General features: G+C 72.1%; 22 protein-coding genes. 8 read left to right on the top strand and 14 right to left on the bottom strand.

Features of this window, described 5'->3' with window-relative positions; all coding sequences use genetic code 11:
- Positions 1-63: 63 nt before the first annotated feature.
- The 5 genes from ACZ6TD_RS33765 to ACZ6TD_RS33745 form a co-directional block, all read right to left on the bottom strand.
- Complete coding sequence (locus ACZ6TD_RS33765) at positions 64-1,428, bottom strand: hypothetical protein (protein ID WP_471344290.1); 1,365 nt, start codon at positions 1,426-1,428, stop codon at positions 64-66.
- Positions 1,429-1,533: 105 nt separating this feature from the next.
- Positions 1,534-2,010, bottom strand: a complete 477-nt coding sequence (locus tag ACZ6TD_RS33760) for an Ig-like domain-containing protein (RefSeq protein WP_471344289.1) — start codon at positions 2,008-2,010, stop codon at positions 1,534-1,536.
- Positions 2,011-2,018: 8 nt separating this feature from the next.
- Positions 2,019-2,627 carry an Ig-like domain-containing protein gene (locus ACZ6TD_RS33755; RefSeq protein ID WP_471344288.1) on the bottom strand — a complete coding sequence of 203 codons (609 nt, stop codon included), beginning with the start codon at positions 2,625-2,627 and terminating at the stop codon, positions 2,019-2,021.
- 330 nt (positions 2,628-2,957) lie between these two features.
- Positions 2,958-3,839: a GNAT family N-acetyltransferase gene (locus tag ACZ6TD_RS33750; protein WP_471344286.1), complete on the bottom strand. Its 882-nt coding sequence runs from the start codon at positions 3,837-3,839 to the stop codon at positions 2,958-2,960.
- 6 nt (positions 3,840-3,845) lie between these two features.
- Positions 3,846-4,484, bottom strand: a complete 639-nt coding sequence (locus tag ACZ6TD_RS33745; RefSeq protein ID WP_471344284.1) for a LysE family translocator — start codon at positions 4,482-4,484, stop codon at positions 3,846-3,848.
- A gap of 335 nt (positions 4,485-4,819) precedes the next feature.
- On the opposite strand from ACZ6TD_RS33745, the gene ACZ6TD_RS33740 reads away from it, so the two are divergent.
- Positions 4,820-6,670, top strand: a complete 1,851-nt coding sequence (locus tag ACZ6TD_RS33740) for an ABC transporter ATP-binding protein (RefSeq protein ID WP_471344282.1) — start codon at positions 4,820-4,822, stop codon at positions 6,668-6,670.
- Positions 6,671-6,710: 40 nt separating this feature from the next.
- Here ACZ6TD_RS33740 and ACZ6TD_RS33735 read toward each other — a convergent pair whose 3' ends face one another.
- Together ACZ6TD_RS33735 and ACZ6TD_RS33730 are read right to left on the bottom strand one after the other, a co-directional pair.
- On the bottom strand, positions 6,711-7,220 hold the full coding sequence (locus ACZ6TD_RS33735) for an inorganic diphosphatase (protein ID WP_471344280.1): 510 nt from the start codon (positions 7,218-7,220) through the stop codon (positions 6,711-6,713).
- Positions 7,221-7,303: 83 nt separating this feature from the next.
- Positions 7,304-7,987, bottom strand: coding sequence for a TetR/AcrR family transcriptional regulator (locus tag ACZ6TD_RS33730; RefSeq protein ID WP_471344279.1), 684 nt, complete (start codon positions 7,985-7,987; stop codon positions 7,304-7,306).
- A 120-nt stretch (positions 7,988-8,107) separates the two neighbouring features.
- On the opposite strand from ACZ6TD_RS33730, the gene ACZ6TD_RS33725 reads away from it, so the two are divergent.
- The 3 genes from ACZ6TD_RS33725 to ACZ6TD_RS33715 are packed head-to-tail and all read left to right on the top strand — an operon-like array spanning position 8,108 to position 11,360.
- A complete protein-coding gene (locus ACZ6TD_RS33725; RefSeq protein ID WP_471344277.1) occupies positions 8,108-9,169 on the top strand; it encodes a medium chain dehydrogenase/reductase family protein in 1,062 nt (353 codons plus the stop codon).
- Positions 9,166-10,686, top strand: coding sequence for a carotenoid oxygenase family protein (locus ACZ6TD_RS33720; protein WP_471344275.1), 1,521 nt, complete (start codon positions 9,166-9,168; stop codon positions 10,684-10,686). Before ACZ6TD_RS33725 ends, ACZ6TD_RS33720 begins: the two co-directional genes overlap by 4 nt.
- Positions 10,687-10,727: 41 nt before the next feature.
- Complete coding sequence (locus ACZ6TD_RS33715; RefSeq protein WP_137977631.1) at positions 10,728-11,360, top strand: GntR family transcriptional regulator; 633 nt, start codon at positions 10,728-10,730, stop codon at positions 11,358-11,360.
- A 73-nt stretch (positions 11,361-11,433) separates the two neighbouring features.
- Here ACZ6TD_RS33715 and ACZ6TD_RS33710 read toward each other — a convergent pair whose 3' ends face one another.
- The 3 genes from ACZ6TD_RS33710 to ACZ6TD_RS33700 form a co-directional block, all read right to left on the bottom strand.
- A complete protein-coding gene (locus ACZ6TD_RS33710; RefSeq protein WP_471344273.1) occupies positions 11,434-11,829 on the bottom strand; it encodes a cupin domain-containing protein in 396 nt (131 codons plus the stop codon).
- Positions 11,826-12,635 carry a carbon-nitrogen hydrolase family protein gene (locus ACZ6TD_RS33705; RefSeq protein ID WP_471344271.1) on the bottom strand — a complete coding sequence of 270 codons (810 nt, stop codon included), beginning with the start codon at positions 12,633-12,635 and terminating at the stop codon, positions 11,826-11,828. Before ACZ6TD_RS33705 ends, ACZ6TD_RS33710 begins: the two co-directional genes overlap by 4 nt.
- Positions 12,636-12,825: 190 nt before the next feature.
- A complete protein-coding gene (locus tag ACZ6TD_RS33700) occupies positions 12,826-14,181 on the bottom strand; it encodes an MFS transporter (RefSeq protein ID WP_471344269.1) in 1,356 nt (451 codons plus the stop codon).
- Positions 14,182-14,442: 261 nt separating this feature from the next.
- Here ACZ6TD_RS33700 and ACZ6TD_RS33695 point away from each other — a divergent pair, with 261 nt between their 5' ends.
- Positions 14,443-15,168 (top strand): DUF2848 domain-containing protein, encoded by a 726-nt coding sequence (locus ACZ6TD_RS33695; protein ID WP_471344267.1) that lies wholly within the window; start codon positions 14,443-14,445, stop codon positions 15,166-15,168.
- Positions 15,169-15,306: 138 nt separating this feature from the next.
- On the opposite strand, the gene ACZ6TD_RS33690 is transcribed toward ACZ6TD_RS33695, so the two are convergent.
- Together ACZ6TD_RS33690 and ACZ6TD_RS33685 are read right to left on the bottom strand one after the other, a co-directional pair.
- Positions 15,307-15,747, bottom strand: a complete 441-nt coding sequence (locus ACZ6TD_RS33690; protein WP_471344266.1) for an SPW repeat protein — start codon at positions 15,745-15,747, stop codon at positions 15,307-15,309.
- A 202-nt stretch (positions 15,748-15,949) separates the two neighbouring features.
- The gene (locus ACZ6TD_RS33685; RefSeq protein ID WP_471344264.1) at positions 15,950-16,321 is read right to left on the bottom strand and encodes a 5-carboxymethyl-2-hydroxymuconate Delta-isomerase; all 372 of its coding nucleotides are present in this window, start codon (positions 16,319-16,321) and stop codon (positions 15,950-15,952) included.
- 133 nt (positions 16,322-16,454) lie between these two features.
- On the opposite strand from ACZ6TD_RS33685, the gene ACZ6TD_RS33680 reads away from it, so the two are divergent.
- Together ACZ6TD_RS33680 and ACZ6TD_RS33675 are read left to right on the top strand one after the other, a co-directional pair.
- Positions 16,455-16,586: a hypothetical protein gene (locus ACZ6TD_RS33680; RefSeq protein ID WP_256649896.1), complete on the top strand. Its 132-nt coding sequence runs from the start codon at positions 16,455-16,457 to the stop codon at positions 16,584-16,586.
- A gap of 72 nt (positions 16,587-16,658) precedes the next feature.
- Positions 16,659-17,243, top strand: a complete 585-nt coding sequence (locus tag ACZ6TD_RS33675) for a winged helix-turn-helix domain-containing protein (RefSeq protein WP_471344262.1) — start codon at positions 16,659-16,661, stop codon at positions 17,241-17,243.
- Between the two features lie 89 nt (positions 17,244-17,332).
- Here the strand turns inward: ACZ6TD_RS33675 and ACZ6TD_RS33670 are convergent, their stop codons facing one another.
- The gene (locus tag ACZ6TD_RS33670) at positions 17,333-19,528 is read right to left on the bottom strand and encodes an MMPL family transporter (RefSeq protein ID WP_471344260.1); all 2,196 of its coding nucleotides are present in this window, start codon (positions 19,526-19,528) and stop codon (positions 17,333-17,335) included.
- Positions 19,529-19,766: 238 nt separating this feature from the next.
- On the opposite strand from ACZ6TD_RS33670, the gene ACZ6TD_RS33665 reads away from it, so the two are divergent.
- Positions 19,767-21,041 (top strand): sensor histidine kinase, encoded by a 1,275-nt coding sequence (locus ACZ6TD_RS33665; protein WP_471344259.1) that lies wholly within the window; start codon positions 19,767-19,769, stop codon positions 21,039-21,041.
- Positions 21,042-21,100: 59 nt separating this feature from the next.
- Here ACZ6TD_RS33665 and ACZ6TD_RS33660 read toward each other — a convergent pair whose 3' ends face one another.
- A complete protein-coding gene (locus tag ACZ6TD_RS33660) occupies positions 21,101-22,492 on the bottom strand; it encodes a PT domain-containing protein (protein WP_471344257.1) in 1,392 nt (463 codons plus the stop codon).
- Positions 22,493-22,733: the final 241 nt, after the last annotated feature.

Below are 22,733 nucleotides of genomic sequence, written 5' to 3'. Positions count from 1 at the left end.
ACCGCGTACGCATCGCGCACAGGGTGGTGCCGGTTGCCTCCGTGCCGTGTGGCGACGCGGGGATCAGCCGTCGCCGAAGCCGCCCCCGAAGCCGCCACCGTCGCCGAAGCCGCCCCCGAAGCCGTCGTCGAAGCCACCGCCGGAGTCCCCACCGTCCCCACCGTCCCCGCCGTCGCCGAAGCCACCGTCGAACGCACCGCTCCCGTAGTCGGGGCCGAGGGACCCGCCCAGCAGCGTGCCGACCAGCAGCCCGGGCAGCAGCATCGAGCCGTAGCCCCCGAAGTAGCCGCCTGCCCAGGGCCCGTAGGCCGGACCGGCGTCCCAGTACGGGCGGCGCCGGTCGCCGCCGACCGGGACGGTGCGGGCGTCCGGGTAGAGGCCGTCGTCGACGCGGGTGGCGTCCGCGGCGCAGGCGGGGACGGAGCGCTGGGTGCCGCCCGGGGGCGCCCACGCGACGTCCCGGACCGAGGGGCCGTGGCGCGGGTCGAAGAAGCACGGGGGCCGCCGCTGCGGCAGCGGACCGCCCTCGCGGCGGGCTTCGAGCACCGCCAGCGCGAAGCGGCCCTCCTCCAGCGCCTCGGTCACCGGCCGTACGTCCTCGGGCCGCCGGGCGGCGGCCGACCTGGCCTTCGCCTCCTCGTAGGCGTCCAGGGCGCGGCCGTAGTCGTCCGCCATCTCCGGGGTGGACGCGGGGTCGGCGGGGTCGAAGCGGGTCCCGCCGAGCTTCTCGCCGTACGCGGTGATGTCCTCCTCGACCGCGCCGCGCACCTGCTCCAGCTCGACCCGTTCACGCTCGCGGCGCTGCTTCCGGGTGCGCCGCAGCATGTACAGGCCGCTTCCGCCGACGGCGGCCAGGACGATCAGCACCGCCACCGCGTCCCCCACCGACAAGGTGGCGCCCCGCGCGCCCTGGTCGCCGCCGGTCCCCTGGCCGGTCCGGTCGTGGATCGCGGTGGCCGTGTCGGTCACGAAGCCGTTCAGGACCGCGGCGAGGTCGTGCGGGTGCTGCCGCAGGTTCCGCTCCGCCAGCGCCTGCGAGGTGCGTCCCGGCAGCACCGAGGTGTCGGAGGCCGCCCCGAAGGAGGAGCCGAGCGCCACCGCGTACACGCCGGGGCGGTCGACGGCGGCGCGCAGCCGTCCGAAGACGCGCTCACCGCCGTACGCGGGGTTGTCCGGCAGAACGGCCACGTAGACCGGCACATCCGCCGTGCGGATGTGTGCCACCAGGGCACGGGCCTGTCCGGCGCTCAGGACGCCGGTGGCTCCGGGATCGACGTACACGGGGCTGCTGCGCAGCGCCTTGCCGATCTTGTTCACATCCGTTTCGGCATGCGCGCCCCCGGCGGTGAGCAGCACCGCCGTCAGGGCGACGAGGACGGCCAGCAGGAGCGTGCCCCATCGCGGCCTCTTGCCGGACACACTTCGCATTTACCCGCATAGGGGGCAGGTATGCGCCGGTGTGCCCTTCGGCGCCGCGTGGCCGGGCCCCGCCACCGCCCCTCTCGGGCAGTGGCGGGGCCCAGTGCTGTGCGATCAGGTCGTGGTCGTGGTCGTGGCCAGAGCGCCGGTGACGATCTGGGTGTATTCGGAGACGCCCGAGGCCCCGAAATTGGCGTCGCCCGAGTAGACCGCGCTGACGTCCCACTCGCCTTCCGGCAGCTCCACATCGGAGAGGAAGGCGAATCCGAAGGCGTCAACGGGCCGCTGGGCGGTAATGGTGACCGGACCATTGACGAGGGTGCAGGTGACCGCGCCCGTCGGGGTGCCGTCGCCGGGCGCGATGGGTGCCACGAAGGCGACGAAGTCGATGAGCGAGCCCGCCTCGGCCGGGTTGGGGTTGGAGCTGAGCGAGGTGATCGACTGCGCCGGGTTCACCACCTGCGTCTGCGTCGCCGACGACGACGCGGCGAAGTTCGGGTCGCCGCCGTAGTCGGCCGTCACGGTGTGCGAACCCGTACCCAGGCCGCTGGCGGTGAACGTCACCGGCTGCCCGAACACGGACGGGTTCACCGAGGACGTCAGCGTCGTGGTCGTGGCCGCGGGCCCGGGGTCACGGTGTGGGTGTCGGTGCCGGTGGACGACAGGAAGTTGGCGTCGCCGCTGTAGATGGCGACCACGGTGTGGGTGCCGACGCCGAGGGTGCTGAGGGTGAGCGTCGCCGTGCCGCCCGACAGCGGCTGGGTGAACGTACCGCCTCCGCTGCCGCTGATGGCGAAGGTGACCGAGCCGGTCGGGGTCCCGATGGCGGGCGCGTTCGGCGTGACCGTGGCGGTGAACGTCACCGACTGCCCGAACGTCGAGGGGTCCGGCGCCGACGTCACCGATGTCGTCGTCGACGCCAGGATCACGACGACGGCCGTGGTGCCGGTGGACGGGGCGAAGTTGGCGTCGCCGTTGTAGGTGGCGGTGACGATGTGGGTACCGACGCCCAGACCGCTCGCGGTGACCGAGGCGGTCCCGCCGGACAGCGTCCCGTTCAGGGTGGGACCGCCGCCGACCACGAAGGTGACGGTGCCCGTGGGCGTTCCGACGCCGACCGGTATCACGGTGGCGGTGAGCGTGACCGACTGCCCGGACACGGCGAGGTTCGGTGTCGCCGTGACCAGGGTGATCGTGGGTGAAGCCATGATGGCCCTCCAAGCGGGGTGGAGTGGTGGGCCGTTGCTCGCCACGCGGGACTGTGACCGCGACGCGTGGCGGTGCGTCAGGGGCTACGGGGTGCGCGCTTACGGCGTCCGACGCGGGATGCCCGTCTCGCCGTCCCCCGGCGGAGGTGAAAACCCACCGGTCTGTACCACCAGTAGGCGCGCGACACGCCACCAACACCATAGATACACACCCGAATTACCCCATACGGCGCAGCGCCCACCCCTCCCCCAGCGCACCTCCCACTCCAGGCACGGCGCGCATGGCCCGCCGTCACCTGCCCGCGCACGCGTGGCGCGCATGGCGAGGTGTCAGAGGAAGTGGCCGCTGGCCAGGTAGGGCGCCGGGGGCGGCATGGCGCGGAGGGCCAGATAGCCCTCCTGGCCGATGTCGAGGCGGGCGGCCAGGCCGACGTCGACCGCCCATTCGTTGGCGGGGGTGATGCAGTTGACGAGGGTGTCGCCGCTGGAGGCGGCCAGGGCCTCCCAGAGCAGGTCCTGGGCGGTGGCCGGGTGAGCGGCGGCGAGGAGGGCGGCGCGGCCCTGGTCGTCGATGTAGACATAGCCCGGTCTGCCGTAGGCGCGGGAGACGACGAGCCGCAGGGTGCGCCGCATATAAGCGTGGTCGGGACCGTGGCCGGCGCCGCGCAGCCGCCGGTCGAGGTGGTTCATCCAGTCGATGTCGTCGTCCCGTCCCTCGCGGACGCCGGTGATGGCGGGGAGGGTGGCGCGGTCGACGGTGCCGACCATGCGCATCTGGGGGTGGAGCGAGAACCCCGCGAGGCGGTAGCGCCGGGTCGCCCCGGGGTGGACGGTGGAGGAGAACATGCCCCGGCGGCCGTCGGCATGGGCCAGGGCCGCGTCCATGAGGCGTCGGCCGATGCCCTTGGCCTGATGGCCGGGCAGCACACCGTAGGTGGCGAGGAACCAGAACGGGCCCCGGTTCTGGGAGATGGCGAAGCCGATGACACCGTCGTCCGCGTCCACGGCGACCCAGCAGCCGCCGGGGTCCTCGGTGAGGAAGTGGCGCATCCGGTCGATCCACTGCCGTGAGGCGGAGGCCGGGCGGGGCCGGGGCTCGGGTTCGCCGACCCTCCTGCTACGGCGGTCGGCCTCGAGGAAGATGATGGCCGAGGCGCGTTCGGCGGAGGGGAGGTCGTCGGGGCGCAGCGGCCTGACCCGGACGGAGTCCATGCGGGGCTAGTCCGCGCGGCCGGTCGCGGCGACGGTGACACCGAGGCCGATCATGGAGAGTCCGCCGACGCCGCCGACCATGGCGAGGCGCCGCGGGGAGCGGGCGAACCAGGTGCGGGCGGTGGCCGCGGCCAGGCCCCAGACGCTGTCGGAGACCACCGCGATGGCGTTGAAGACCAGCCCGAGCAGCAGCATCTGCAGGACGACATGCCCCTGTTCGCGGTCGACGAACTGGGGCAGTACGGCGGCGAAGAACACGATCGTCTTGGGGTTGGCCACACCGACCGCGAACCCCTCCCACAGCGTCCGCAGGCCCCCGTGGGCGGGGCCGTCGCCGGTGAAGGCGGCCTGCAGCGAGCGGCGCTGCCGCACCGCCTTGACCCCCAGATACACCAGATACGCGGCGCCCACCAGCTTCAGCGCGGTGAAGACGAGGACCGATCGCTCGACCACCGACCCGACGCCCAGCGCCACGGCCACGACCAGCGCATACGCCCCGAGCGTATTGCCGACGACCGTGGTCAGCGCGGCGCGGCGGCCCTGGGCCAGTGCCCGGCCGACCACGAAGAGCACGCTCGGACCGGGGATCACGATCAGCAGGAAGGACATGGCCGCGAAGGCGAGCAGCCGGTCGATGGACACCATGAAGCGCATCGAAGCACGCGAACGGCGCGCGGCTCCAGCGCTTTTCCCGGTCGCGTAACGCACGGGACGCGCTCCACGATCGGTGGACCTCGCCGTAAACCCCGGGCGCCCGGGTCCCGGTCTGCGGCAGTCTGAGGCATACCGAAGGGAAAACACACCCTCAGGGGGGATTTGTGTCGTCTCGAACCACGGAGCAGGCGGAACAGCCACCGGAACCACCACCGAAACCTTCGAAGCAACCATCGGACCAGCCGTCGACCCAGCCATCGGCCCAGCCGTCGGAACCGCCGGCCGAGCGGCCCGGCGAGGAGTTACGGTTCCGGCCGCCCACGCTGATGGCCTTGGAAAGGCATCCCGTCACCACCCGGGCCATGGCCCGCAGACTGCCCCAACTGGTGCGCCGCTCCCTGGCGCTGGCCTGGAAGGTGGACCGTACGGCGGTCGTGGCGCTGCTGGTGTGCCAGGCCCTGTCGGGGTTCTTCGAGGCGTTCGGGCTGCTGGCCACCACCGGCACGATCACGGCGCTCATCTCCTCCGGCCACATCACCGACCGGCTCCGGGACGCGTTGCCCTCGATCGTCGTGCTGGCGGGGGCGGCCGGGCTGCGGGCGCTGCTGGGGATCGCGGTCAACAACATCTCCAGCCGGCTCTCCCCGCGGATCTCCCGGGAGGCCGAGACCCAGATGCTGGACGCGGCGATCAACGCCGAGCTGGCGGCGTACGACAACCCCGGGTTCAACGACAAGTGGGACGCGGCGGACCGGGGCGCCGAGGTGGCGCGGGATCTGATCACCGAGTCGCAGCAGCTCATGGCGTGTCTCTCGTCGCTGATCGCGGCGGCGGGCGTGGTCACCGTGCTGCATCCGGCGCTGCTGCCGCTGTTGCTGCTGGCCGCGCTGCCGCAGGGGATCGCGGGGATGAAGGCGGCCCGGGTGCAGTACGAGACCAGTCGTGCGATCAGCGCGGACCGGCGCACGCTCGGGCTGCTGCGCTGGTACATGGTGGACAAGGACATCGCCGATCAGCTCCGGTCCGGCACCATGGCGGAGTTCCTGCTGAAGCGGTACCGGGCCATCGGGGCGCGGGTGGACGCGGCCACCGACAAGGCGGTCCACCGGGGCGCGCGGTACGCGGTGCTGGGGGCGCTGGCCGGAGGGCTGGCCTCCGGGCTGGTCTGGGCGTCGCTGGCGCTGCTGCTGGGCGCGGGGCAGATGTCGGTGGCGTCGGCGGGGACGGCGGTGTTCGCGCTGCGGACGGTCGGCGCCTCGCTGCAGGGGATGGTCGGCTATGGGACGCGGCTGTTCCGTACGGGGCTGTACCTGGACGACTGGGCGGAGTTCATCGAGGAGGCGGGCGGACACCGGATGCGGCGCGGCGCCCTGGTCCCGGTGGCGCCGCGGGTCATCAGGGCCGAGGGGCTGACGTACGCCTATCCGGAGTCCGACGCCCCGGCCCTGGACGATGTCACGCTCGAGGTGCGGCGGGGCGAGGTGCTCGCGCTGGTCGGGGAGAACGGCTCGGGCAAGACCACCCTGAGCAAGCTGCTGACCGGGCTCTATCTGCCCACCAAGGGCATGGTGACCTGGGACGGCGTGGGCGTGGCGGAGCTGGATCCGCAGGCGATGTGGCGGCATACGGCGGTCGTGCCGCAGGACTACGCCCACTGGCCGCTGTCCGCGCGCGACAACATCACCCTGGGCCAGCCGCACGGCGGGGACGAGCGGGTCCGGGAGGCGGCGGTCCACTCCGGGGCGCATGGGGTGGTGGACGGGCTGCGCAGCGGGCTGGACACCCTGCTCGCCCGGCAGTGGTGGGGCGGGGTGGAGCTGTCCGGCGGGCAGTGGCAGCGCATCGCGCTGGCCCGCGCGTTCCACCGGCCCGCGGGGCTGCTGGTGATGGACGAGCCCACCAGCGCGCTGGACGCCCGCGCCGAGCACCGGATCTTCGCGGGGTTGCGGCGGATGGCCGAGGACCGCGCGGTCGTCCTGGTCACGCACCGGCTGGCGAACGTGGCCGTGGCGGACCGGATCGTGGTGCTGGAGCGGGGGCGGGTGATCCAGCAGGGCACGTTCGCGGAGCTGACGGGGTCCCCCGGGCTGTTCCGGGAGCTGTGGGAGCTGCAGAACGACCGCGGGGTGCCGGAGAACGACCGCGGGGTGCCGGCGCCACGCGGGGCGGCACCCTGAACGTCGGCCCTGCTCGTGGGGCCGGCGCCGCCGGTCCCGCTCAGGGGCTCCGGAACGGGCCGGTTTCGGCCGCGCGGGCGCGGGAGGCGGCTATTTCGGCGTAGGCCCGGTCGCGGCCCTCCCAGTGGGAGCCCTCGACGGACTTGCCGGGCTCGAGGTCCTTGTAGACCTCGAAGAAGTGGGTGATCTCCATCCGGTCGAATTCGGGGACGTCATCGATGTCCTGCACGCCGACATAGCGCGGGTCATGGGCCGGGACGCAGAGGATCTTCTCGTCCGGGCCCTGCTCGTCGCGCATGCAGTACATGCCGATGGCCCGGCAGAGGATCACACAGCCGGGGAAGGTCGGCTCGGCGACGGTGACGAGGGCGTCCAGTGGATCGCCGTCCCGGCCGAGGGTGTGGTCGACATAGCCGTAGTCGGCCGGGTACTTCGTCGAGGTGAACAGCATCCGGTCCAGCCGGATCCGGCCGGTCTCATGGTCCATCTCGTATTTGTTGCGGGATCCCTCAGGGATCTCCACGACCACATCGAACTCACCGTGCTCCATCGCGGCCTCCGGTCCCCGTCGCGCTCCGGTGTCCTTCCAGTGTGCGCCGGGGCCGCCGGGCGGGCAGCTCGGCCCGGGGCACCTCAGCCGCCCCGCACCAGGGCGTCGACCTCGGCCTCGAAGAGGACGGAGGGATCGAAGCCCATGCCCGTGAACTGGCCTTGCACATCAAGGCTGATCACGCCGTGGAGCCGGGTCCAGGTGCGCAGCGCACGGCCCTTCAGCTCGCCGCCGGGCTCCTCCCCCGGCCCCCAGGAGCCCGCGCCCTCGAGATGGCGCGCCAGCTCGGCCTCGAGCTCGGTGAGGGGCTGCTCGCGGCTCGCGGTGGCGCCATCGGCATCGCCGACGGTGGAGCAGGCGTCGAAGATGGTCCGCATCAGCCCGGCCGCGATCTCGGTGGTCTCCGGCGGCGCGTGGTAGCCGGGCACCGGGGTGCCGTAGATGAGCAGATAGCGGTCCGGCTGACGCTTCGCCCAGTCGCGCAGGGCGCGGGCCATGGCGCGGAAGCGGTCGGCCGGGGCGGCGTCGGCGACGGCCTGGGCGAGGGTTTCGGCCAGATCGCGGTAGGTGTCGGTGATCAGCTCGGTCAGCAGCTCGTCCCGGCTCGCGAAGTAGCGGTAGAGCGCGGGGCCGGTCATCCCCATCGCCTTCGCGATCGCGTTCACCGAGATGCCCGACGTGCCCGACTCGGCCAGCTGGGCCAGGGCCACGGCCTTGGCCTCCTCCCGGGTCTGTTTGCGGTAGCGCTCTCGCCGTGCTGTCGCCATGGACGCGCCTCTCGTGCGGGTCTTCGAATCCGGACTTGACACCTCGAGAGTAACAGGTTCATTGTTTGGTTAGAAGTTCTCACAACAACGAGAACTCCTCACACCGAAACGAGGTCAGCCGTGATCACCGAAGTCGTTCTGCCGGGCCAGGTGGAGCCCGAAGGGCTCGAGCTCCGCACCCGCCCGCTGCCCGAGCCCGGTCCCGGGCAGGCGCTGGTGGCCGTCGAGGCGTCGGGGGTCTCCTTCGCGGAGCAGCAGATGCGCCGCGGGAAGTACTACGACCAGCCGCCGTTCCCCTTCGTGCCCGGCTATGACCTGGTGGGCACGGTGGTCTCGACCGGCCCCGGGGTGGATCCGGCCCTGCGCGGACGCCGGTTCGCGGCGCTCACGAAGATCGGCGGCTGGGCCAGCCACACCCTCGTCGACGCGGGCGACCTGGTGGAGGTCCCCGAGGGGGTGGACGCGGCAGAGGCCGAGACGGTGGTGGTCAACGGGATCACGGCCTGGCAGATGCTCCACCGCGTGGCCAAGGTGCGCCCCGGTATGACCGTGCTGGTCCACGGGGCCAACGGCGGGGTGGGCACCACCCTGGTCCAGCTCGCCCGCCACTCGGGCATCAAGGTCATCGGCACCGCCTCGCCCCGCCATCATGACGCGGTGCACGACCTCGGCGCCACCCCGCTCGACTACCGCGATCCGGATCTGCCCGCCCGGGTGCGGGCGTTGGCGCCGGGCGGGGTCGACGCGGTCTTCGACCACATCGGCGGCGAGGGCATCGTGGACTCCTTCCGGCTGCTCGCCCGCGGCGGCACGCTGGTCTCCTACGGCACGGCGGCCACCCGGGACACCCCCGGCTCCTCCCGGGCCCCGGTGCTCAAGCTGCTCGCCCGGGTGATCCTGTGGAACCTGCTGCCGAACGGACGGCGGGCGCACTTCTTCAACCTCTGGGCCGGACGGCGGCGCCGGGCCGCCTTCCAGGGGCGGATCCGCGCCGATCTGGGACAGGTGCTGGCGTTGATGGCGAAGGGCGAGTTCACCGCACAGGTGGCGGCGAGGATTCCGCTCAGCGACGCCGCGAAGGCGATGCGGCTGGCCGAGTCCGGCACCGTCGCCGGAAAGGTGGTCCTGGTCGCGGACGCGGACGAGGACGCCCGCCGGAGCGGCGAGGAGGGCGCGCGATGAGCGACCGGTTCCTCGGCGACCCCGCCGGCCCCGCAAAGCCCGGCGAGCCCGCCAGGCCGCCCTATCTCAGCGGCCATTACGCCCCGGTGGCAGTGGAGTCCACCGTCTGGGGCCTCACCGTGCACGGCTCCCTCCCTCCCGAGCTGACCGGCCGCTATCTGCGCAACGGCCACAACCCCCCGCCCGGAGTGATGCCCTCGCACTGGTTCAAGGGCAGCGGCATGGTCCACGGGCTGCGGCTGCGCGAGGGAAGAGCGGAGTGGTACCGCAACCGCTGGGTGCGCACACCGGCCCTCCACGACGCCGAGGCGGCGGCGAGCGGCAAGGGGGCGGCCGCGGGCGGCGGAGGCCCGGCCGCGGGTGGCGGGGGTGCGGACGCGGGTGACGGGGGTGCGGACGATCTCACCGCCAGCGTCGCCGGCACCCATGTGATCGAGCACGCGGGCCGCATCCTGGCCCTCCAGGAGGCCAGCCTCCCCTACGAGTTGACCCCCGAGCTGGCCACCGTCGGCGCCTATGACTTCGGCGGAAAGCTGAACCGGGCCATGACGGCACACCCCAAGGAGGACCAGGTCACCGGGGAGCTGCACTTCTTCTCGTACTCCCCGTTACCGCCCCACCTCGTCCACTACGTGGCGTCCCGCGACGGCCATATCGTCCGCGAGGAGACCATCGAGGGCGCGGGGCCCTCGCTGATGCACGACTTCGGGCTGACCGAGCGCTATGTGGTGTGGCTGGACCTGCCGGTCGTCTTCGACCCCGCCGAGCGGTCCGGGATCCCCTACCGCTGGTCCGACGGCTACCGGCCGCGCATCGGGATCATGCCGCGCACCGGGCCGCCCCGCGTCACCTGGTGCGAGGTGGAGCCCGGCGCCCTGCTGCACATCGCCAACGCCTATGAGGATCGGGCGGGCCGCGTCGTCATCGAGGGGCCGCGCTATGACCGCACCGCCTGGGAGACCTCCTGGAAGTGGTGGACCGGCGCCCCGGGCCACGCCGCCGTCCCGCTGGTGGGCTCCCTGCACCACCGCTGGGTTCTGGACCCCGCCTCGGGCAGCGCCCGGGAGGAGCCGCTGGACGACCTGGTCACCGAGTTCCCCACGATCAACGACAGCGTGCTGGGGCGGCCCAGCCGCTATGCCTACGCCGTCGCCTTCCCCGGGAGCGGACTGGAGGAGTACGCACTGGTCAAGTACGACGCGGCCACCGGGGCCCGGCAGATGGCGCCGACCGGACCGGGCCGGATGCCCGGGGAGGCGGTGTTCGTGCCCGCGGCCGGGGGCGGTGACGGATACGCGGGCGAGGCCCCCGGGGGCCGTGGCGGAAGCGAGGACGACGGCTATCTGCTGACCATCGTCAGCGATCTCCGCCGCGACGTCTCCGAGCTGATGGTCCTGGACGCCCGGGACATCACGGCCGCTCCCGTGGCCACCGTGGAGCTGCCCCACCGCGTCCCCGCGGGCATCCACGGCTCCTGGATACCCGACCTCCCCGACGCCGCCACCGGTCCGTGGTAATTTTCGTATACGAGTTGTATGCGAAGCAGCATGGGGGCCCAGTGCCAGCGCAGTCCGGACGAGAAAAGGCGTACGCGTTCCTCAAGGAGACCGTGCTGACCGATCCCGACATGCAGGGCAGGTTCCTCACCGAGCAGGAGATCGCCGACCGGATCGGCATCTCCCGGACCCCGATCCGTGAGGCCCTGCTCCTGCTGGCGGCCGAGGATCTGGTCCAGTTGGTCCCCAAGCGGGGTGCGCATATCGCCCCGCTCTCCGGCCGGGAGATCACCGAGCTGATGGAGCTGCGCGGAATCGTCGAGCGCCACGCCGCCGAGCGGACCATCGAGGCGGGCACGGTGCCGGTCGGGAAGCTGACGGAGCTGCTGGAGCGGCAGCGCGAGCTGATGGGGCCGGAGCAGGCCAAGGAGTTCATCGCCGTGGACCACCTCTTCCACGCGACCATGGTCGCCGCGGTGGGCAATGAACTCCTCAACCGGCACTACGACGGGCTGCGCAGCCGGCAGATCCGGGCCGGGGTGGTGGCCCTCTACACCCAGACCGGCCGCCAGGAGGAGGTGCTCGGCGAGCACCGGGCGATCCTGGACGCGGTGGCCTCCGGGGACACGGAAGCGGCCCGCGCGGCGATCAGCGCCCATCTGGGGTCGACGCTGAAGGTGCTGCTCGCCGGGTGAGTCACCGCCCGGGGGTGAATCACCGCCCAGGGATGGGTCACCGCCCGGGGGTGAGTCGCCGCCCAGGGATGGGTCACCGTCCGGCCGCCGCCTCCGGATAGGTGATCACCAGCATGGTGACGCCCTCCTCGGAGACCCAGGGGCCATGCGGCATCCCCGGCGGCCGACAGGCGTAGAAGCCGCGCGAGAAGGTCTCCCCCAGCGTCAGATCGCGCATGCTGCCCTCGAGGAGATAGACCTCCTCCCAGCCGTCGTGGCGGACCACCCCGGACGGGGAGGTGTCCGTCCCCGGCTCCCAGCGCACCAGGGCGGTGGTGTGGGTGCCGCTCCCGTCCGCGGCCAGGATCTGTTCGCTGACCCCCGCGGCCGCGCCCGGCGGCCGCCGCCAGGGCGCGGCGGGCAGATGGAACTCGTACTCCGGTTTGGCCCCGGCGGTGCCGCTCATGGCCGTGCGCCCAGCCTCGCTCATGACTGCCCGCCCAGCCTGCGGTTGGCCAGGACGGACACCGTGCGGCGCACCGCGGTGACCTCCTCGGTGTCCACCTCCCCCACCAGCAGCCCCGGCCCCGCGTCCAGCCGCTCCCGTACGGTGCCGTCGGGGCCGATCAGGGCGCTGTGGCCGATACCGGTGGGGGCGGAGGTCGCGGCGGTCACGCCGGACGCCTCCGGATCGGCCTGGCCCACGGCCGCCAGCCATACGGTGGCGTCCAGCGCCCGCGCCCGGGTCAGCAGCTCCCACTGCTCGCGCTTGCCGGGCCCCGCGCCCCAGGAGGCGGGCAGCAGGGAGAGCACCGCGCCCGCGTCGGCGTGGGCCCGGAAGAGCTCGGGGAACCGTACGTCGTAGCAGGTGGCCAGGCCGATCCGGACGCCGTCGAGGTCGAAGGTCACCACCTCGGAGCCCGGGGCCACGGTCTTGGACTCGGCGAAGCCGAAGGCGTCATAGAGATGGATCTTGTCGTAGGAGGTCTCCACCCCCGGGCCGGTGGCCAGCAGGGTGTTGGTCACCCGGCCGTCGGGCGCCGGGGTGAACATCCCGGCCACGACCACCAGCCCGGCGTCCTTCGCGATCTGCCGGACCTCGGTGGCCCAGGGGCCGTCCAGCGGTTCGGCGATGGGGCCGAGCCGGGTGCCGAAGCAGGCCATGGCCGCCTCCGGGAAGGCGACCAGACGCGCCCCGGCAGCCGCCGCCCGCTGGGCCTCCTCGCGCAGCAGGGCGAGGTTCGACGCCGGGTCGGGGCCCGTGGTGATCTGGCTCAGTGCGATGCGGAGGGGCATGGCGGGTGCTGCCTCACTTCCTGGTCGGGAGGGTCGGGAGGGTCGGAAGGGCCGGAGGGCCGGAACGCGGTCGGGGGTCTCGGCGGGGTACGCGGCCCCCTCCCGCCCCTTCCCCGGTACGGCTCGCTTTACAGCTCCGCGCAGCGGTGCGCAGCGCAGCGGGGTGGGGCGGGACGGGACGGGACGGCGGTCAGGACACGGTCGTGGAGGCGGTGGGGCCGACGGGGAGCGGCTCCGGTTCCTCCTCCTCGGCGGAGGACGGGTCCCGGCCCAGCCAGAGGCCCGCCACCGTGACCGCGGCGGTGATCGCGATGTAGACGGCCAGCGGCACCCAGGCGTGATAGGCCCCGAGCAGCGTGGTGAAGAGCAGTGGCGCGATCGCGCCACCGATGAGCCCGGCGAGGGTGTAGGCGAGCGAGGAGCCGGTGTAGCGCAGCCGCGGGGAGAACTGCTCGGCGATGAAGGCCGCCTGCGGCCCGTACATCAGCGAGTGGATCACCAGCGCGCCGACGACGCCGAGGGTGAGCAGCGCCCAACTGCCGTCCGCGACCAGCGGGAAGAACAGGAACGGCCAGACCCCGGCGGCCACGGCGGCGCCCCCGTACAGCAGCCGACGGTTGACCCGGTCCGAGAGCGCCCCGGCCAGCGGGATGAGCACGATCTGCAGCGAGGAGCCGACCAGCACGGCGGTGAGCGCCGAGCCGCGTGACATGTCGAGTTCCTCGGTGGCGTAGGTGAGCACGAAGACGGTGAACATCGCGTACAGCACATCGGGGGCGACCCGGCTCAGGATCGCGGCGGTCAGCGCCCTCGGCTGGGTGGTGAACACCTCGCGCAGCGGCGCCTCCGGGCGGTCCTGCGCGGCCTCCATCGCCTTGAAGACCGGGGTCTCCTCCAGCTTGGCGCGGATCCACAGGCCGAACACCACCAGGGCGCCGGAGAGCAGGAACGCCACCCGCCAGCCCCAGCTGATGAACTGGTCCTCCGTCAGCGCCGCGCCCAGCGCGGCCAGGACGCCGTTGGCCAGCAGATTGCCCGCCGGCGGGCCGACCTGCGCGGCGGAGGCGTAGAAGCCGCGCCGCTTCGGATCGCCGAACTCGCTGGACAGCAGCACCGCGCCGCCCCACTCACCGCCGACGCCGACGCCCTGCGCGAAGCGCAGCAGCACCAGCGCGGCCGGGGCCGCGACGCCGACCGTGGCGTAGGTGGGCAGCAGCCCGATCAGCAGCGTGGCGCCGCCGATGAGCACGAGCGTCGCGATGAGCACCTTCTTGCGGCCGATGACATCGCCGAGCCGGCCGAAGACGAAGCCGCCCAGCGGCCGGGAGACATAGCCGACGGCGTAGGTGGAGAACGCCAGCAGGGTGCCGGTGGTGGGGTCCTTGGAGGGGAAGAAGAGATCGCCGAAGACCAGGGCCGCGGCGGCGGAGTAGACGGCGAAGTCGTACCACTCCAGGGCGGTGCCGGTGAGGCTGGCGACGAAGGCGCGGCGGACCCCGGACCGGTCGGCCCGGGGTGGCGGTGCGCTCGATGCGGTGGGCTGCATATTCCGTCCTCGAGGTGGTGCATGAGGCTTACGGGATGGTACGTGGCGTTTTCGTAATGGTGCGATGGCTGGGGTTGCGCGGATCGACCTTCCGGCATACTTGTTGTATACCAAGCGTATGCGCAACCCCTCCGGAGGAAGTTAACCGCTTCGAAACCGCGAAGAGCGCGGTCACCCGCGGCAGCGGGTCACCGCGCGGCAAGCACGGAAACCGCAGATCGCCCCCACAAGCCCCACCGCGCCCTGGAGAGCACAGCACCCATGACAACGAAGCCGTCGCAGCCCGCAGCACAGTCCGCCCCGTCCTCGCTCACCTTCGAACTCCCCGACGGCTCCCAGCACCACGTGGAGGTCGTCCAGGTGCTCAACGCCGGCTACGCGGGCCGCAGCCAGGAGGATGTGGCCGCCCATGTCGCCGAGCTCGCCGAGCTGGGCGTGCCCGCACCCTCCGTGACGCCCGCCCTCTACCCGGTCTCCCCCTACCTGGCCCAGCAGACCGGCCGCGTCAGCGTCCAGCACGCCCGCACCTCGGGCGAGGCCGAGTGGGCGCTGGTCGTGGCCGCGGACGGGGAGCTGCTGCTGACCGCGGCCTGCGACCACACCGACCGGGAGCTGGAGGTCCACGGCGTGGCCTGGAGCAAGAACGCGGCCCCCGATGTGCTGGCCACCCGCGCCTGGCGGCTGTCCGATGTGGCACCCCGCCTCGACGATCTGACGCTCCGCGCCTGGGTCACTCACGACGGTGAGGAGGCCGAGGTGCAGAGCGGCACCCTGGCCGAGCTGCTGCCGCCCGCGTACTGGGTCGAGGTGCTGCGCGAACGCGGTGACCTGGTGCCCGGCACCGTGCTGATCTCCGGCACCATCCCGATGGCCGAGGGCGTGGACCAGTTCGCCGGGCGCTGGCGGGTGGAGCTGGGCGACCCGGCCACCGGCCGGACCATCGAATGCGCCTACGACGTGGTCCCGCTGCCCGAGCCGATCGGCTGAGACCCGCACAAGAGCCCGCGCCCGGAGCCCGCACCAGAGCACGGGCAACGCGCGGAGGCCGTCCGCCGCACGACCCCGAAGGGCATGCAGTGGACGGCCTCCGCCACTGTTCAGACGGTTGGGTGATTCAGCGTCCGGTCAGGTTTCCCTGCCCTTCCGCATCACCATGCCGGCTGCGATCAGGCCGAACAGGCAGGTGATGGCACCCACGACGACATTGTTCACGATCATCCCGGCATCGGCGCCCCGGGCGACCACCCAGGGAGAGATGATCATCCATACCCCGATCGCGGACATGGCCCAGCACAGGCTGTACATCCTCCTCGGCGCCGTGGTGAGGCCGAGCCCCAGCAGGGCGATGGTGATACCGAGGATGAGGTTGTTGACCATGAGGTTGGGGCTGGTGCCCGAGAAGTGCACCACCCAGGGAGAGATGGCGAAGTACAGACCGGCGAGAAGCACCGGCCCGTCGAGGAAGACAACGTCCCGCGCGTCCATCATGCGCGCGTAGCGCTCCCGCATCTCCGACACGTCGGGGTGGCCCGTTATATCGCCTCTCGCACGTGAGACGTCGGCCATTCGACTCGCCTCCTTCGATCCATGCAAGTCTGACCGCACAGTGCGGTAAAAACACCGCACCACCATTGTGCGCCACGCCTTGGTATATAGGTAGATGCCGGATTTGCTACCGAAGGTGTATTGTGCGCCCTCGGCCGCCGTAAGCCGAAGCCGCAGCCGTGGCCGAAGCCGCAGCCGCGGAGCCACCGCCGTGAAGCCTCCGTCAGGCGGGATGGACCGCCTCGTGCTTCTCGTAGCAGTCCCGGTCCAGATCCCGCACGTCGACGGTGGTCTGCACGGTCAGCCCCGGCACCGGCGACACATGGGCGCGGGCCACCTCCACCACCGCGGCGGACAGCTCCCGCTTGGTCTCCGCGTCGCGCCCGGACAGGATCGACACCTCGATGTGGATCATGGCGAGGTCCTCGGCACCGTCCGCGAGATACGCCTCCTCTATCCGCCGGAACCGGGTCTTGCAGCCCGCCACCGCCGTGTCGACGGTCTTGGCGACCACCGGGTGCAGGGCGGCACCGAAGCCGGGGCGGTCGAACGCGCCGGTCAGGGTGTCGGAGTATTCGACGACGATGTGCGGCATGGGCTTGCGCTCCTCAAGGGGTACGCGGCGGCCCGCGGCGCCTTCCGCGCGGGGCCTCTTACCGGGGCATCGTCGCACCCCTTCCCGGTCAACGGCCGAGCGCCCCGGGCCCGGTATCTGCTTCAATAGGGCCATGGCCAGCCTCCATGACATCGCGACGGGTCGTTACGACCTCGAGCCGTTCTGGCCGTCCCGGCAGGCGCACCACTTCGACCGCGAGTGTTGCCGCGCATCCGATGCGCGGGCCCGCTCGCTCGGCCGCTGACCTCTCCGCCCGGCCGCCCAGCCCGCGCGCACGACGTCCACTGACGCCCTCTCGCGCGAAAGAGCTGACCTCATGACGAACCTCCGTGGCCTGTCGTCCGCCACCGCCTCCGCCTCCGCTCCCGGGGCCCCGTCCGGCCCGTCCGCCCCGCCCGGCCGCCAGCGGCTGCGAGCCGTCGCACCGGACGAGGTGCCACCGGTCGCCGATCTGCTGCACCCCGGCGCCACCTGGCTGCCCGCTCCCCCGCACACCCTGCCCACGCTCCCCGGCCATCCGCCGATGGTCGGCTACCTGGTGCTGGTCCCGGCCGACCGGCAGGGGCCTGCGGCGGCGGAGCCACCCACGGAAGGGGCTCCGGCGGTGACGGGTGACGAGCTGATCCGGATCGACCCCGACCAGCGCACCGCCGAGATCGCCGGGCGGCCGCTGGACCTCACGTACCTCGAGTTCGAGCTGCTGAGCCATCTCGTCGCCCATCCGCACCGGGTGCACACCCGCGATCAGCTGGTGACCACGGTGTGGGGGTACGGCCATGTCGGCGACGGCCGGACCGTCGATGTCCATGTGGCCCGGCTGCGCCGCAAGATGGGCCCCGAGCACCGGGGGACGATCGTGACGGTGCGGCGGGTGGGGTACAAGTACGTACCCACCGCCTGAAAGCGTCCATGAACCCATAACGCCCGCCGTGCCGGGCAGGCCAGGAGCCTGTCCGCCACGGCGGGCGCGTGCGGTGCGGGCCCGGGACCTCAGCGGCCCGCCCCGACCAGCGGCGGCCGCGGCCGCTCCACCGGCTCCTCGCCGTGGCCGAGGCTCGGCAGCCACCGCAGGGCGCGCGGCAGATACCAGTTGCGCTCCCCGAGCAGCGCCATCACCGAGGGCAGCAGCACCATCCGCACCAGCGTGGCGTCCACCAGCACCGCGACCGCGAGCCCGACGCCCATCTGCTGCATGTCCTGCATCCGCAGCAGGGCGAAGACCGCGAACACGGCGACCATGATGGCGGCCGCCCCGGTGACCGAGCCCGCCGTCGTGCGGATGCCCTCACGGATCGCGTCCCGGGTGGCGAGCCCCCGCTCATGGGCCTCCCGGATCCGCGAGACCACGAACACGTGGTAGTCCATCGAAAGACCGAAGAGGATCACGAGGACGAACAGCGGCATCCACCCCTCGATCGCCCCGGCCGGCTCCATCCCCAGCCACTCCGCGCCCCAGCCGTGCTGGAACACGGCGGTCATGGTGCCGTACGCGGCGCCCACCGACAGCAGGTTGAGCAGGATCGAGACGATCGCGATCGGCAGCGACCGGAAGCAGAGCAGCATCAGCACGAAGGTCACGGCGGCGATGAAGAGGAAGACCGGTGCGATGTCCGTCTTCAACTGGTCGGTGAAGTCGCGGCTGGAGGCGAGCTCACCGGTCACGTACACCTGGTCGGAGACCGGCCCGAGGATCCTCGGCACCAGATCCTCCTCGAGCGTGTCCAGGGCGCGCCGGGAGGTGGCGTCCTGCCCGTCCCCGGCCAGCGGCACCTCGATCCGGGCCACCCCCTTCGTACGGTGCGCCTCGACGTCCACCGTCTTCCCGAACCGCCCGGACGCGGCGAGCTCCTTCTTGAAGTCCGCCACGGCCGCGTCGAAGCGGGCGGAGTCGACCTCGTCGGAGCGGAGCACCACCTCGGCCGGTGCGGGGCCGCCGGGGAAGGAGCCGGTGATCTCCTGGTACGCCACGGTGATGGGGGCGTCGGAGCCGAACTGCTTCTCCAGGCCGAGCTGTTCGGTCTTCATCCCGAGGGCGGGGGCGCACAGCACCAGCAGCAGCGCGCCCGATACGGCGGCGAACAGCTTCGGCTTGGCCAGGACCGGCCGCATCAGCCTGCCGGAGACGCCGCCACTGGCGTGCCCGCCCTTCTTCCGGCGGCGGTTCAGCAGCGGCACCCGCCCGGCGTCGACCCGGTCGCCCAGCCAGGACAGCATCGCGGGCAGCACGGTCACCGAGCCGAGCATCGCCATCAGCACGACCAGGATGGTGGCGACCGCGAAGCCGTGGAACAGCAGCAGCCCGGACAGGAACATCCCGGCCATCGCCAGCATGACCGTGACCCCGGAGATCAGCACCGCCCGGCCGCTGGTGGCGGCCGCGATCCGCAGCGCGGTCCCGGCATCCCGGCCCGCGGCCCGCTCATCGCGCTCCCGCCGCAGGTAGAACAGCGAGTAGTCGACGCCGACGGCCAGCCCCACCAGGAACATCACCGAGTTGGTGGAGTCGAACAGGGGCAGCCGGTGGCTGACGAGGGCGAGCAGTCCGAAGGTGCCGACGCAGGCCGTTACCGCGAGCAGCACCGGCAGCAGCGCGGCCACCAGCGCCCCGAAGACCACCAGCAGAATGCCCAGCGCCAGCGGTACGGCGGTCAGTTCGGCCTTCTTGAAGTCGTCGGTCAGCATGTCGTCGAGCCGATGCTGGGCGGTGGCGTCGCCGAACTCGTAGGCCACGACGCCCCGATGGGCCGATTCGGTCTTCTCCACCGCCTCGACGACCGGCCCGACCCGCTTCCCGGCCGTGTCCGGATCGCCCTTCATCTCAAAGCTGATCAGCGCCTCCCGGCCGTTCTCCGAGCGCACCGGGGGCTGGACGCGCACCGTCTCGCCCGTCCGCTCCAGCCGCGCCGAGAGGTCGCGGGCCGCCTCCCGCCAGCCGTCCGGGCGGTCGCTGCGCAGCATCACCATCTCTCCGGCCGGGGTCTGGAGGCCCGCGTCCTCCAGGATCTTCTCGGCGCGCGCGGAGTCCCCCGTACCGTTCTCGGAGTTGGTCATCTGCCGGGATCCCGACATCCCGCCGACCATGGCGACGACCACGACGAACAGCAGCCATCCGATGATCGCGGTCTTGCGGTGGCGGGTGGACCACCCGCCCAGCCGCACGGCCAGGCCCTTCCTCGTTGCGCTCATGGCGTCTCTCCCCGTGAGGTACGGACGGAACAGGTCATGCCACGACGCTAGAAATCCGCAGGTCCACGCCCCAGCCGGGCAGCCACCCTGTTGCCGAGCCATAGGGCGAGGCGGGGAGGTGGTGCCAGGTACACCCCGGGACGGTGTCCGGCCCCCGTGTCCGGGCGGCAGCCCGCTGCCAGACTGAGGAGGCCCGCCGGTGCGGGCACGACGTTCCGACCAGCGAGGGGGAAGCCGGATGAAGGCACGTAGAGCGCTGACGGCCTGCGCACGGGGGTTCGCCGTCTCCTGGCTCGCGCTGGTGTCGATCACCCTGTCCGTGCTGACGATCGTGTCGATCAGCTTCATCCTCCTGGGCATCGGGGTGTTCACCACCCCTCCCCTGATCCGCGCGGTGCGGGCGCACGCCAATCGGCGCCGGCTGCTGGCCGCCACCTGGGCCGATGTGCGGATCCAGCCGCCGTACCGCCCACTGCCGGCCGATCGGCGCCCCGGGGTCACCGGCCAGGTGGAGCTGTGCACCTTCCTGCTGAAGGACCCGGCCACCTGGCGCGATCTGCTGTGGCTCCAGGTCGACATGACGGCCGGGTACGCCATCGCGCTGCTGGCCTTCGCCTTCATGCCGTACGGGCTCGAGGGGTTCGTACTGGCCGCCGGGGTGTGGCAGCCGATCGTGGACGCGGGCGGCACCTACTGGTACGCGTTCCTGCCCATCGACTCGCTGGGCACCGCCCTGCTGGCCGTCCCGGTCGGCGTCGGCTTCATCGCCCTCGGCTCGGTCCTCTCCCCCGTCCTGCTGCGCGGCCACTTCCTGCTGGCGCGCGCCTTCCTGGACCCGACCCCGCACATGGCGCTCGAGCAGCGGGTGCGGCGGCTCACCGAGACCCGGCACGACGCCGTGGACACCTCCGCCGCCGAACTGCGCCGCATCGAGCGCGATCTGCACGACGGCGCCCAGGCCCGGCTCGTGGCGATGGGCATGAGCCTGGGCACCGTGGAGGCCCTGATCGAGAAGGACCCGGCCAAGGCAAAGGAGCTGCTCGCCGCGGCCCGTACCAACTCCGCCGAGGCCCTGGCCGAGCTGCGCGACCTGGTCCGCGGCATCCATCCGCCGGTCCTGGCCGAGCGGGGCCTCGGGGACGCGGTGCGCGCGCTGGCGCTGCGGATGGCGGTGCCGGTGGAGGTGGACGTGGACCTTACCGGCCGCCCCGGCGAACCGGTCGAGTCGGCGGCGTACTTCGCGGTCAGCGAGGTGCTGACCAACGCGGCCAAGCACGCGGGCGCCTCGCGGATGTGGCTGGACATCCACCACCAGGACGGCATGCTGCGCGTCACCGTGACCGACGACGGCCGCGGCGGCGCGTCGATCACTCCGGACGGCGGGCTGAGCGGCGTCGAGCGGCGGCTGGGCACCTTCGACGGGGTCCTCGCGGTCAGCAGCCCGACCGGCGGGCCCACCATGGTGACGATGGAGATCCCCTGCGCCCTCTCGGCGGCCAACGCCACCGGATGACCCAGGGGTTCCGCTCCCCAGCGGGCTGCTCGTAGTGCGCGCGGCGCCACGCAACGCGCTCAGTCAGTGATGTACCAGTCGTCCTTCATGTACTCCAGGGTGCTGGTCCCGATCTCGTTTTCGGAGAAGGTGACGGGGGCCTTGACCGCATCGGCCGGAATGTCGATCTTGGCGGGGCTTCGTACGACGACCTTCCGCGGATCGACCGTCGCGGTCTGCAGAGCCTTCTTCTGCGTAGGCGAGATCATCTGGAACGTGACGAGGAACGTGGACGTGCACGGACCGAACCCCTGGTCCTCCGCCTGCTTCGCCGCGGGCCCGGCCACCTCGCAGACCGTCTTGATGTCCTCCCGGCCCACGGCGTGCAGGTACTCCTCGTACCGCCGGATCGCCCCTTCCTTCGTCCTGGGCGCGGCCTGGTCCGCGGGCTGTTCTGTGGGCTGGTCCGTGGGCTGGTCCGTGGGCTGGTCCTTGGGCGGATCCGTCCGCGGCTTGTCGGCGGGCCCGCAACTGTCGTCGGTGAAGATGCCCGACAGCAGACGCCCCGGGCGCGGGCCCATCGGCCCGTTGAATCCGCTCACATGCTGCTGCGACCCCCACCACCCGGCATACCCCCACCAGGGCTCGCGGTTGACAGGGCGGGCGTGCTCCCAAGTGCGCCACTCGGCGCCGCCCTTCGAGGGCCGATCGAGCGTGCCGTTCACCCACTGGTTCTTATCGGTCGGATAGGAGCCGTGTGAACCACGCGCCGAGTACACCGTCGGATGCCCGTCCTGCGGGTCCAGTTCCGACCACTTCACGCTGCACGTGTCCTTGCCGTGCTTCGCGAACGTCACCGCCTCCGGCTCGCCGTCGCGCAATTGGACCGCGACGCGCTCCCAGTCGCCCTCGTGCCGGTTGCCCGGGGTCAGGTTGTTGTAGGCATAGAAGAACCAGTAGACGTACGCCGCGCGCTTCGGGTCGGTCTTGTGGTTGTGGTACTCCCAGTAGACCGGCGCGTCAGTGCCCTCACCCTTCCGCACCTCCTTCGGCGGGTCGAGATAGAAACCGCCGTCGGCCTCGGTCGAGGTGTGCCACTTGTCCCCGTGTCCCGGGCAGGACACCGGCTTGGACGACGACTTCCCCGGCTGCACCTCCGCGTGCTTGTAGGAATTGTCCTCATTCCCCAACCGCCGCGGGTCGATCGGATCGGCCACCGGCCCCTCGTCACGGCAGAAGCCCTCGTGGTCGAAGCGCAGCGCGGACCGCCCGATGAACCGCGTCGCGTCCATCGGCAACAGCGACTCCCCCTTGGCCAGCCGCACCAACGGCGCGAACCGCGCGGCCTCGGTCGCGGACCCCTTCGAAGGCTCCGCCCCCGTCCACTCCTTCTCCTTCTCCGGCCCGCACGCCACCAGCGCCACCGAAAGCGACACCGCCACGCCCACCATCACCCGCACCCGACCCAGCACCGGCTCCCCCTTCGTTCGCCCGCCACCAGCCAGCAGCAGGTCAAGAGGACATTACGCGGAATCCGGCAGAACGGTTCCCCGCGCGGGGCGCCCAACCCACGGGGCCGCCCCGCGCGGAAGCCTTCCCCTTACGCTCAGCCGTGCCGCTCCTCGGGCTTCGGCGGTGCGAGGGCGAACCACACCGCCTTGCCGGTGACGCCCGCGTCCTTGTCGGTGTAGTCGACGCCCCCCAGTCGTCCGA

This window comes from Streptomyces yongxingensis, assembly GCF_055597465.1.
This window is presented reverse-complemented; position numbering and strand designations above follow the sequence as displayed.